This window comes from Bacillus cereus group sp. BfR-BA-01441 (assembly GCF_022663075.1).
Classification (GTDB): Bacteria; Bacillota; Bacilli; order Bacillales; family Bacillaceae_G; genus Bacillus_A; species Bacillus_A cereus.
On record NZ_JAKUEU010000030.1, the window covers coordinates 46,672 to 58,729 of the forward strand.

Genomic DNA, 12,058 nt, shown 5'->3' on the forward strand with positions numbered 1-12,058 from the left:
AACGGTGTAAACCGCTTCTGCTTACTTTGCGGCCTAAGACATCCCACGAAGCAATTCGCTGTTCAGCAGAAGACTCGAAGGGGCATTTCAAAAATCCGCTTATAAACCACTCCCAGCCTAAAGGTGGTTCTCTCTGTAAAAAGCCTGATTTTCTACTTCTCCTTCTCGTCGCTTTTCCTTATTAGATTTTAGGTATACTTATTATATTTCTAAACCTAGAAAATGTTAACCAATTACTTTTTGAAGACGATTTAAAACTTTTTCTTTTCCAAGAAGTGCAATAGCATTCGGAAGCTCTGGACCATGCGTTTGTCCTGTAGTTGCAACACGGATTGGCATAAATAAATTTTTACCTTTATGTCCTGTTTCCTTTTGAACTGCTTTAATCGCTGCCTTAATTGCTGCTGGCTCCATTGCTTCTAGAGCTTCTATTTGACCAGCAAATGCACGAAGTACTTCAGGTACTTGTTCACCATTTAATACTTCTTGTCCTTCTTCTTCATAATCAACATGATCTTTAAAGAACATTTCAGAAAGCTCTACAATTTCAGCTCCAAAACTCATTTGTTCATGGTATAAAGCAATTACATCACGAATCCAAGCTTGGTCTTGTTCGCTTAAAGTTTCTCCCACACGTCCAGCTTTCACTAAATGCGGTAAGCTTAACTCTACAACCGTATCTAAATCTTGCTTTTTCATATACTGGTTGTTCATCCATTTTAGTTTTTGAGAATCAAATAATGCAGGTGATTTTGATAAACGAGCTGCATCGAACATTTTGATAAACTCATCTTTAGAGAAGATTTCTTCTTCTCCTACCGGAGACCAACCTAGTAGTGCAATAAAGTTAAAGATTGCTTCTGGAAGATACCCAAGCTCTTTATATTGCTCAATAAATTGAATAATAGATTCATCACGCTTACTTAACTTTTTACGACTTTCATTAACAATTAGAGTCATATGACCGAATTGTGGAATATCCCAGCCGAAAGCTTCATAAATCATCATTTGTTTCGGTGTATTTGAAATATGATCATCACCACGAAGTACATGTGTAATTTCCATTAGATGATCATCTACTGCTACTGCAAAGTTATAAGTTGGAATTCCATCCTTTTTCACAATAACAAAATCACCGAAATCATTTGAATGGAACGCAACTTCATCTTTTACAATATCTTTGAATGTGTAGTCACGATCAGCTGGTACACGGAAACGAATACTTGGAATACGTCCCTCAGCTTCAAATTCTTTCACTTGTTCTTCAGTTAATTCACGGTGGTTACCTGCGTAACGAGGTGTTTCACCGCGAGCGATTTGTCCTTCACGCTCTGCTTCTAGCTCTTCTTCTGTCATATAACATTTATAAGCTAGACCACGCTCTAATAAATCTTCATATAATTTTTTATAAATATCTAAACGCTCTGTTTGGCGATATGGTCCAAATTCACCACCAACATCAACACCTTCATCCCAGTCCATACCGAGCCATTTCAAGTATTTTAATTGGCTTTCTTCTCCACCAGCCACGTTACGTTTTACATCAGTATCTTCAATACGAATAATAAATTTGCCATCTAAATGACGAGCAAATAAATAATTAAATAATGCCGTACGCGCATTTCCGATATGTAAGTGTCCTGTTGGACTTGGCGCGTAGCGCACTCTCACTTGCTTTTCCATAATTGGTACACCTTCCATTCTTAATGTCAACACATTCTATAATTGTACACCAAAAAAATGTGATTATCCATCTTACGAATTAAAAACCATTATTTTTTCTGTAATAAAACAACCGCTTGAGAAGCAATCCCTTCTTCTCTACCTGTAAATCCTAATTTTTCTGTTGTTGTTGCCTTTACATTAATGTTATCGATAGACGTTTCTAACAGTTCACTAATGCGCTTACGCATACTCTCAATATGTGGTGCCATTTTTGGTTTTTGAGCAATAATTGTACAATCTAAATTTCCTAACTCGTAACCTTGTTCACGCACAAATTCCCAAACTTTTTGTAACAATACAGCTGAATCTGCATCTTTAAAAGCTGGGTCTGTATCAGGAAAATGCTTTCCGATATCTCCTGCTGCAATCGCACCTAAACATGCATCAGCAATCGTATGTAACAATACATCTGCATCTGAATGGCCGATTAATCCTTTCTCGTGTGGAATTGTAATTCCACCGATAATCAACGGGCGCCCTTCCGCAAATTCATGTACATCAAAACCTTGTCCAATTCGAAACATCCTTACTTCCTCCTTAAGCTAAACTACTGAGCTTTATGACTCTATATTATATCGCTATCCTTATAAAGAAAAGCCCGGCTGTTGCCGAGCTTTTCTTTATTAACACGTCATCAATGTTATTTCTTTTGAACACGTAGGAAACTTTCAGCAATTAATAGATCTTCCGGAGTCGTCACTTTAATATTATAGTAACTCCCCTCTACTACACCTACTTGCTTCCCAACACGTTCTACAAGACTTGCATCATCTGTGCCAAGAAAACAACTTTGCTTTGCGCTTCTATGAGCTTCTAGCAAAAGAGAAACAGAGAATCCTTGTGGTGTTTGTACAGCGTTAAGTTGAGATCGCTCTACCGTTTCTACAACAACACCCTGCTCTACTTTCTTAACAGTATCTTTTACTGGCACTGCACAAATGGAAGCTCCATATTTTTCTGCTGCAGTTAATACATCGCGAATCACTTTATTCGTTACGAACGGGCGCGCCCCGTCATGCACAAGAACATATTCGACACCACTCGCATACTGAAGTGCGTTATAGACGCTATCTTGTCTTTCGGCTCCACCCTGAATGAATTGTACGTGCTTTTCAATCTGGTACTTCTGCATTAACTCTTCAAAATACGGGCGTTCTTCTTCGTTAATTGCCATAATAATACTTTTGCACGCTTTATCTTTTTCAAAAGCACGCAATGTGTGCACAATAATTGGTACTTCATCTATAAGTAAAAATAACTTATTTTTACCAGCACCCATTCGTTTTCCTTGGCCCGCTGCCGGAATAATTAATGTATACATATTAATAATCCTCTACTTATAATGCTTTTTCTAGCAATTTACGTTTTGCGAAAATCATACGACCAGCCGATGTTTGTAATACGCTAGTAACAAGTACGTCAAGTTGTGAACCCACATACTCTCTACCATCTTCTACTACAATCATCGTACCATCATCTAAGTATGCAACACCTTGATTTTGTTCTTTACCATCTTTCACAACATAAACACTTAATTCTTCACCAGGGAGTACGACTGGTTTAATCGCATTAGCTAAATCATTAATGTTTAACACCGTAACCCCTTGTAATTCAGAAACTTTGTTTAAATTGAAATCGTTTGTTACTACAGTTCCACCAGTGATTTTTGCCAACTTTACAAGCTTGCTATCTACTTCTTGGATATCATCGAAATCGCCTTCATAAATTTCTACCGGAATTGGCATCTCCTTTTGAATACGATTTAAAATGTCTAGCCCTCTGCGGCCACGATTACGCTTTAAAGCATCTGAAGAATCGGCAATATGCTGAAGCTCTTCTAATACGAATTGCGGAATGACAATTGTTCCTTCTAAAAACTTTGTTTGGCAAATATCTGCAATACGTCCGTCAATAATTACACTCGTATCGAGAATTTTCCAATGAGTCGTAGATTTTTCTGCTTCGACCTCTACCTCTTCATTCTCACTATTGTTTTTCTTCTTACCTCCGCGTTGGGGTAATGTAAATAATCCTAGCAATTCATTCCTCTTTTTAAATCCTACTTGGAATCCTAAATATCCAAGTAAAAGGGTGAAGAACACTTGCAACACCGTACTAATAACTGGAATTGTAAATTCACGAATTGGTATCAAAATTAAATATGCAACAATAAGACCAGAGATTAATCCTAATGTACCAAATAAAACATCTGCTACAGGCGCCTTTACAAGAGCCTCTTCAATATGCTTAATAAGTTGAACAATATAATCTACAAGCCAAAATGTTGTTAAAAATAAAATAATTGCACCAATAATTGCACGAACATACGATCCTTCCAACAAAGGAACCGCACCGATATCTAATACATTAATAATTTTTGGGATTAAGTAAATCCCTAACGCTCCCCCGATCACTAAAAAGAAGAGCTGTACAATCCGTTTTAACATCCAACCACCTCCTACTCATTATTAACCATTGTTTCGCTAATCAAAACGCCGAATGCAAAAGCGGACGTGTTTTTTTGTAAATAGTTTTATTTACCAATATATCATATCATATACCAAAAATGTTCTAGTGTCGTTATATTATAGAATCAATGTAATATTCTTAATTGTGTCTACTCATATAGAGATGCTCTTGAATTCTTTTTAGACCTTCTCGTATTTTCTTCGCTCTCACTTCTCCAATTCCTTCCACATCATCCAATTCATTAATAGTTGCTCGGCAAACACCTTGCAATGTTTTAAATCGATTAATTAAATTCTCGATAATAAGTGGCGGAACACGAGAAATCTTGCTTGTGATTCGGTACCCTCTAGGTGTCACACTTTCTTCTAAACTTGTTTGTCCTGGATAGCCAAGCAATTTAACTAAATCACTATCCTCTAAAAGTTGTGTATTTGCAAGATCTTGTAACTTTTTCAAGATTTGATGATGGTCTTGTGTTTTCTCCTGGTGATAATCTTTAATTAACAATGCTGCCTCTGCCTCTAAATCAGCTAGTAATTCTGTAAGCTGTAAACGAATTAACCTACCTTCTGTTCCTAACTCATGAATATAGCTCAATATTTCATTTTTAATACGCAGCACCATTTCAACACTATGTAAAACGTGAACCACCTCGGACATTGTAACGACCTCTTCAAATTCTAGAATACCCAAATTCGTAATGCCGTCATTCCATACAGCCTTATATTTTTCTAGCGTTTGAATTGCTTGATTTGCCTTCGTTAAAATGACACCTATATCTTTTAATGTATAACGTAAGTTCCCTTGATATAGCGTAATTACATTACGTCTTTGTGAAATGGCCACAACAAGGCTGCCCGTCTGCTTTGCTACACGCTCTGCTGTTCGGTGACGCATACCTGTTTCAATAGAATCAATAGATGAATCTGGAACTAACTGTGCGTTTGCAATTAAAATTTTACTTCCAGTTTCATTTAAAATAAGTGCTCCATCCATTTTTGCTAATTCATATAAACTAGCAGGAGAGAATGCGCAATTAATATGAAAACCACCATCAACAATGCTTTTAATCTGCTCATTATACCCAAGAACAATTAGTCCCCCCGTTTGTGCGCGAAGTACATTATCTATCCCTTCGCGCAGTGGTGTTCCTGGGGCCACGAGCTGTAAAATGTTAATCATACTTTTGACACGTTGCTTATTTTCTTCCATAGCCTAGCCTCCTAATGTCAAACGAAGCGCTTCTCCCAAATTAGAAACACCTACAACCTCAATCCCCTCTGGAATTGTCCATCCCCCTAAATTTTTTCTAGGAATGATAGCACGTTGAAATCCTAATTTAGCTGCTTCTTGTACACGTTGTTCAATTCTTGATACTCTTCTTATTTCTCCAGTTAATCCAACTTCTCCTATTACCGCATCAGTTGGTGCCGTAGATTTATCTCTAAAACTTGAAGCTATACTTAAGGCGACAGCTAAATCAATTGCCGGTTCGTCTAATTTCAAACCACCAGCTACTTTTAAATACGCATCTTGATTTTGTAATAGTAAACCTGTTCTTTTCTCTAGTACCGCCATAATAAGCGAGACACGATTATGATCAATTCCTGTCGCCATTCTTCGAGGATTTCCAAAACTAGTAGGGGAAATTAATGCCTGTATTTCTACTAAAACTGGTCTTGTTCCTTCCATTGAGGCAACTACTGTTGAACCTGCAACTCCAACTGGTCTTTCCTCAAGGAAAATTTCAGAAGGATTTAAGACTTCTGCAAGGCCAAGTTCTTTCATTTCAAAGATACCCATTTCATTCGTAGAACCAAAACGATTCTTTACAGCTCGTAAAATACGATATGTATGGTGTCGATCTCCTTCAAAGTAAAGAACTGCATCGACCATATGTTCTAGCATACGCGGTCCCGCAATTGCACCTTCTTTTGTCACATGTCCTACGATGAAAATTGGGATTCCCTTTGTTTTTGCAAGTTTCATTAATTCTGCTGTACATTCACGTACTTGCGCCACACTACCAGGAGCTGATGTCACCTCAGGTAAATGTATCGTTTGAATAGAATCAATAACAACAAAAGCAGGATTCATCTCTTCAATATGTGCTGCAATACGCTGTAAATCTGTCTCTGATACAACAAATAGATTACTACCATTTACATGTAAACGATCTGCACGAAGTTTAATCTGCTTTGCTGACTCCTCACCTGATATATACAATACATCATATGAAGCATCTGCTAATTGCGAGGAAATCTGTAATAATAACGTTGATTTTCCAATCCCAGGGTCCCCACCAATAAGTACTAAAGATCCATCTACAATTCCGCCACCTAGTACACGGTTAAACTCTTGAAATTTTGTTTCAATACGTGCCTCAGACTTTGTTTCTACTTCTGTAAGACGTCTTGGTTTTGTTACTTCTGTTTGAATTGCATTTGCATAATTTAGGCGTCTGGATGATACAACGGGTTCCATCTCTTCAACAAGCGAATTCCATTGACCACACCCTGGACATTTACCCATATATTTTGGTGATTGATAACCACACTCTTGACATGTGAATTTTGTTTTCTTTTTAGCCATATCTTTTTATATTTCACTTCGCTTTCATCTATAAACATTTGACCTTCTCGTACAAGAAAGAGGGCTATCTCGTAGCCCTCTTAGTTTGTCTATACTTATTTTACCTTTTCAGCACTATGAATGACAAATGTTTCCCCTTCTACATCAAAGATAACTTTTTGACCTTTCTCAATAGCACCTTTTAAAAGTTCTTCCGATAGTCTATCTTCTACATGCTTCTGAATTGCTCTACGTAGTGGACGAGCACCATATTCACGATCAAACCCTTTATCAGCAATAGCTGCAATCGCTCCTTCTGTTAAGTGCAATTCAATTTCTTGTTCTTTTAAGCGACTCACTAGCTGATTTACCATAAGAGTCACAATTTCTTGAATATGTTTTTTCTCAAGCATATGGAATACGATAATTTCATCAATACGGTTTAAGAATTCTGGACGAAATGCCTTTTTCAGCTCATCCATTACTTTACCTTTCATATCCGAATAATCACGGCTTTCATCTTGTACGTTAAACCCAAGATGTTTGTTACGTTTTAACGCCTCAGCACCAACGTTAGACGTCATAATAACAATCGTATTACGGAAATCAACTGTACGTCCTTTAGAATCAGTTAAACGACCATCTTCCAATACCTGTAGTAGAATATTAAATACATCAGGATGTGCCTTCTCTACTTCATCTAATAGGACAACTGAATAAGGCTTACGACGAACCTTCTCTGTTAATTGTCCGCCTTCTTCATACCCAACATATCCTGGAGGAGAACCAACTAAGCGAGAAGTTGAATGTTTCTCCATATACTCAGACATATCAATGCGAATCATTGCATCCTCATCACCGAACATAGATTCTGCCAATGCTCTTGCTAATTCTGTTTTACCTACACCTGTTGGCCCTAAGAAAATAAATGAACCAATTGGACGTTTCGGATCTTTCAATCCTGCTCTTGCACGACGAACAGCTTTCGCTACAGCCACTACAGCTTCATCCTGACCGATGACACGATCATGAAGAATGGATTCTAAGTTTAATAATTTATCAGTCTCTGTTTGTGCAAGTTTAGAAACAGGGATACGTGTCCATGTAGAAACGACATTTGCAATATCTTCTACCGTAACCTCTGAATTTTCTTTTCCTTGTTGTTCTTTCCACTGACGTTTTGTATCTTCCAATTTCTCACGTAAGCGTTGTTCCATATCACGTAAGGAAGCAGCCTTTTCAAACTCTTGACTTTGTACAGCCGCATCTTTTTCTTTTCGAATTTCCTCAAGCTTCACTTCAAGCTCTTTTAAGTTTGGTGGTGTTGTATAAGAACGCAAGCGAACTTTTGAAGCAGCTTCATCAATTAAATCAATTGCTTTATCTGGTAAGAAACGATCCGTAATATAACGATCTGAAAGTTTTACAGCTGCATCAATTGCATCATCTGTAATAGACACACGGTGATGCGCCTCATAACGATCGCGTAACCCTTTCAAGATTTGAGTTGATTCTTCTAGACTCGGCTCATCAACATGAATTGGCTGGAAACGTCTCTCTAAAGCTGCATCCTTTTCAATATATTTACGATACTCATCTAAAGTTGTCGCACCAATACATTGTAATTCTCCGCGTGCTAAAGATGGTTTTAAAATATTCGATGCATCGATTGCACCTTCTGCTCCACCTGCACCGATTAATGTATGAAGTTCATCAATAAATAGAATAATATTCCCTGCTTGACGTATTTCATCCATTACTTTCTTTAAACGATCTTCAAACTCACCACGATATTTCGTCCCAGCTACCACTGTTCCCATATCTAGTGTCATAACACGCTTATCTCTTAACGTTTCAGGAACTTCATTATTTACGATTTGCTGTGCTAACCCTTCAGCAATTGCTGTTTTACCTACACCAGGCTCTCCAATTAACACTGGATTGTTTTTTGTTCTACGGCTTAACACTTCAATTACACGTTGAATTTCTTTACTACGTCCAATAACAGGATCCAAACGATTCTCACGTGCAACAACTGTTAAGTCGCGCGCTAAACTGTCTAGTGTCGGTGTATTTGCATTTGTCGATGAACCACCTTGGTGACCTGAACTTGCTTCGTTACTTCCAAGAAGTTGTAACACTTGTTGTCTTGCTTTGTTGAGGCTTACACCTAAATTATTTAATACACGTGCCGCTACACCTTCACCTTCACGGATTAAGCCAAGTAAAATATGTTCTGTTCCAACGTAAGAATGTCCTAGCTTACGCGCTTCATCCATAGACAATTCAATAACTTTTTTAGCACGAGGTGTATAATGTACAGTTTGAGAAGCTTCTGTTCCACGTCCAATTAACGCTTCTACCTCTTTTTGCACTTTCTCCGGGCTCAATCCAAGAGCAATTAACGCTTTTGCTGCAATTCCTTCACCTTCGCGTACAAGCCCAAGTAAAATATGTTCTGTTCCAATGTTATTATGCCCAATGCGAATTGCTTCCTCTTGAGATAAAGCTAATACTTTCTGTGCTCTTTCTGTAAATCTTCCAAACATCATAGAAATCGCCTCCTACTTGCGCTTAGTTTTTTTCAATACGTAATCGCTCACGGATTAAGGTTGCTCTTCGATAATCTCTTTCTTCTGGTCCTAAAGGTCCTCCTGCATATTGTTGTAAAATACCAGGTTGCGTAAGAACCATTAGCTCAGTCAAAATATTTCTCGATATACCTTTTATATATCCTAGATCAATACCGAGTCGTACATCCGATAAGCAAGTTGCCGCTTCTGCAGATTGAATTAAACGACTGTTTGCTAGTATACCGTAAGAACGATAAACCTTATCTTCAAGCTCAATGCTCGAATTTTGTACAATTAATTCTCTGGCCAATTTTTCTTGTTGTATAATTTGCTGCATGACACTCTTTAAATCTGCAATAATATCTTCTTCGGATTTCCCTAACGTCATTTGATTTGATACTTGAAATATATTACCTAACGCTTCGCTACCTTCACCGTATATTCCTCTTACTACTAAACCTAATTTTTGAATTACTTGTATAATACGGCTAATTCTTTTTGTTAAAACCAGCCCTGGTAAATGAATCATTACAGAAGCTCTTAATCCTGTACCAACGTTAGTAGGACAACTCGTAATATATCCAAGTGATTCATCAAAAGCATATTCAACCTCTTTCTCAATCCAATTATCTATTTGATTGGCGCTTTGAAGCGCCTTTGATAACTGTAGTCCTGGAAATAGGCACTGAATCCTAATGTGGTCTTCCTCATTAAGCATCACACTAATGTGTTCGCTTTCTGATAACAGACATGCTCCATATTCGGTCCCTGCTAGATTTGGACTAATTAAATGCTTTTCGACTAAAACTCTCCTTTGAAGAGGAGTTAGTTCATTCATTTTTAATAGTCCAAACTTCCCAAAGGGCTCTACCGCTTTATTTATAAATTTCTTTTTGAATAATTCTTGAACCTTTTGAGCTTCCTCTTCGTTTTGCATAGTAGAAAATTGATATTGCTTAAAATTACGAGCCAAACGAATTCGACTACTTAAAACAATATCAGAATCAGGGCCATCCCCCTTCATCCATGGACTAATCGCTTCATTCATAATTTTGTCCAGTGACATAGAACTACTCCCCCTCTCTATGCTCACTAAGCTGAGTTTCAAGCCCTCGAATTTCATCTCTTACCTCAGCAGCTTTCTCAAACTCCTCATTCTGTACATATTGTTTCAGAATAAGTTTTAGTTCATCTAATTCTTTCTTTAAGTGGATATTTCCTTCCATTCGTTCCGGAATTTTTCCACAATGTTCTGTATGTCCACCATGAAGTCGCTTTAACAATGGGTTTAAGTGTCCTTTAAATGTATCGTAACAAGAAGCACAACCAAAGCGTCCCACTTTTGTAAAATGTTCATATGTCATCTTACAATCTGGACATCTTACTGTATTTGTATTTGAAAACCCGTTTTTTCCTTCTCCAAACATTGTTGATTCACCGTGTAATAAACCAGCAAATACATCATGAAATGAAAAGTTAGACTGTGATGATTGAAAGAAAGACGTATAGCCACTTTGCTCCGCACATTGCTCACAAAGATGAACTTCCGCCTTCTTCTCGTTGATTACTTTTGTATAATGTAAAGTTGCTGGTCTTATATTACAGTTTTGACAAGTCATCAATATCCCCACCTTTACAACAGGAACGATCTACCTCATGATACTTTTCATACATTACTAGATTGTCCTCTTTCCTTAATCCACTCAGATAAAAGTACATGCTCTTTTTCAAAACTTCTACAATATTTAACTGCCCTATCTTAATTATCATTCTTTTACAAAAGCTGTATTTATTTATATTTCAGTGTTCTTAACATTGCGCATAATATTCGAGCCCTAAGTTCATCTCGAGAAGGAATATCCATTGATAATACAGAACGATCTAGTACACTTAACATTAATTTTGCTTCACGGCCTGTTATGATTCCCTCTTCTAATAAACGTATAATCATACTCTCTGCATTCCCTTGTGCAACGCTATGATCAATCATATGAAGCATTTGATCAATAATGTCTATATCATCATGCAGTTTGACTTTTATAATGCGAATGTAACCTCCTCCACCACGTTTACTTTCTACTACAAATCCTCTTTCTAATGTAAAACGGGTATTGATTACATAATTGATTTGAGATGGTACGCACTCGAATCGATCCGCAATCTCATTTCTTTTGATTTCAATCACATTATTATTACTTAAGTCAATAACTTGCTTTAGATATTGCTCAATGATATCAGATATATTTCTCATTTATCCGCCACCTTTATTGACTTTGACTATCTTTGACTTTAATTATATACGTATTAATAAAATTTGCAACTCTTTTGCTTATTCACTATCCTAGCCACATTCCCCTGCATTTAATCAAAATAGTAATTATTTAAGCATATTTTTTTAATTACTATGGATTATAAAAGAAAACACGAAAAAACACGAGTCATTTGACTCGTGTTTAGTTGCTTGGCGACGTCCTACTCTCACAGGGACAAGGTCCCAACTACCATCGGCGCTAGAGAGCTTAACTTCCGTGTTCGGTATGGGAACGGGTGTGACCTCTCTGCCATCATCACCAAACTATGAAGGCATATTCCTTCAAAACTAGATAACATTGCTACATATTATATGGTTAAGTCCTCGATCTATTAGTATTCGTCAGCTCCACATGTCACCATGCTTCCACCTCGAACCTATCAACCTGATCATCTTTCAGGGATCTTAC

Annotated in this window: 10 protein-coding genes, 2 rRNA genes and 1 other annotated feature (1 of these 13 cut by a window edge); all 12 genes read right to left on the minus strand. The window is 37.3% G+C overall.

The window, feature by feature from the left end; genetic code table 11:
• Window positions 1-178: a binding site (T-box leader), on the minus strand; it reaches 69 nt to the left of the window's first position.
• Window positions 179-225: 47 nt separating this feature from the next.
• Window positions 226-1,683: a glutamate--tRNA ligase gene (gene gltX / locus MR107_RS14795; RefSeq protein ID WP_000415143.1), complete on the minus strand. Its 1,458-nt coding sequence runs from the start codon at window positions 1,681-1,683 to the stop codon at window positions 226-228.
• A gap of 89 nt (window positions 1,684-1,772) precedes the next feature.
• Window positions 1,773-2,249: a 2-C-methyl-D-erythritol 2,4-cyclodiphosphate synthase gene (ispF, locus tag MR107_RS14800; protein ID WP_000488386.1), complete on the minus strand. Its 477-nt coding sequence runs from the start codon at window positions 2,247-2,249 to the stop codon at window positions 1,773-1,775.
• Between the two features lie 116 nt (window positions 2,250-2,365).
• Window positions 2,366-3,046 carry a 2-C-methyl-D-erythritol 4-phosphate cytidylyltransferase gene (gene ispD / locus MR107_RS14805; protein WP_000288284.1) on the minus strand — a complete coding sequence of 227 codons (681 nt, stop codon included), beginning with the start codon at window positions 3,044-3,046 and terminating at the stop codon, window positions 2,366-2,368.
• A 16-nt stretch (window positions 3,047-3,062) separates the two neighbouring features.
• Complete coding sequence (locus MR107_RS14810; protein ID WP_000919677.1) at window positions 3,063-4,172, minus strand: PIN/TRAM domain-containing protein; 1,110 nt, start codon at window positions 4,170-4,172, stop codon at window positions 3,063-3,065.
• A 160-nt stretch (window positions 4,173-4,332) separates the two neighbouring features.
• Complete coding sequence (gene disA, locus MR107_RS14815; protein ID WP_000392163.1) at window positions 4,333-5,406, minus strand: DNA integrity scanning diadenylate cyclase DisA; 1,074 nt, start codon at window positions 5,404-5,406, stop codon at window positions 4,333-4,335.
• Window positions 5,407-5,409: 3 nt separating this feature from the next.
• Window positions 5,410-6,786: a DNA repair protein RadA gene (gene radA / locus MR107_RS14820; RefSeq protein ID WP_001085202.1), complete on the minus strand. Its 1,377-nt coding sequence runs from the start codon at window positions 6,784-6,786 to the stop codon at window positions 5,410-5,412.
• Between the two features lie 95 nt (window positions 6,787-6,881).
• Window positions 6,882-9,317, minus strand: a complete 2,436-nt coding sequence (gene clpC, locus MR107_RS14825; protein WP_069357942.1) for an ATP-dependent protease ATP-binding subunit ClpC — start codon at window positions 9,315-9,317, stop codon at window positions 6,882-6,884.
• A gap of 22 nt (window positions 9,318-9,339) precedes the next feature.
• Window positions 9,340-10,404, minus strand: coding sequence for a protein-arginine kinase McsB (locus tag MR107_RS14830; RefSeq protein ID WP_000050842.1), 1,065 nt, complete (start codon window positions 10,402-10,404; stop codon window positions 9,340-9,342).
• 4 nt (window positions 10,405-10,408) lie between these two features.
• Window positions 10,409-10,957: a protein-arginine kinase activator protein McsA gene (locus MR107_RS14835; protein ID WP_000128399.1), complete on the minus strand. Its 549-nt coding sequence runs from the start codon at window positions 10,955-10,957 to the stop codon at window positions 10,409-10,411.
• Between the two features lie 170 nt (window positions 10,958-11,127).
• Window positions 11,128-11,589, minus strand: a complete 462-nt coding sequence (gene ctsR, locus MR107_RS14840) for a transcriptional regulator CtsR (RefSeq protein ID WP_001244565.1) — start codon at window positions 11,587-11,589, stop codon at window positions 11,128-11,130.
• 208 nt (window positions 11,590-11,797) lie between these two features.
• Window positions 11,798-11,913 (minus strand): 5S ribosomal RNA (gene rrf / locus MR107_RS14845).
• 48 nt (window positions 11,914-11,961) lie between these two features.
• Window positions 11,962-12,058 (minus strand): 23S ribosomal RNA (locus tag MR107_RS14850); the annotation flags it as partial.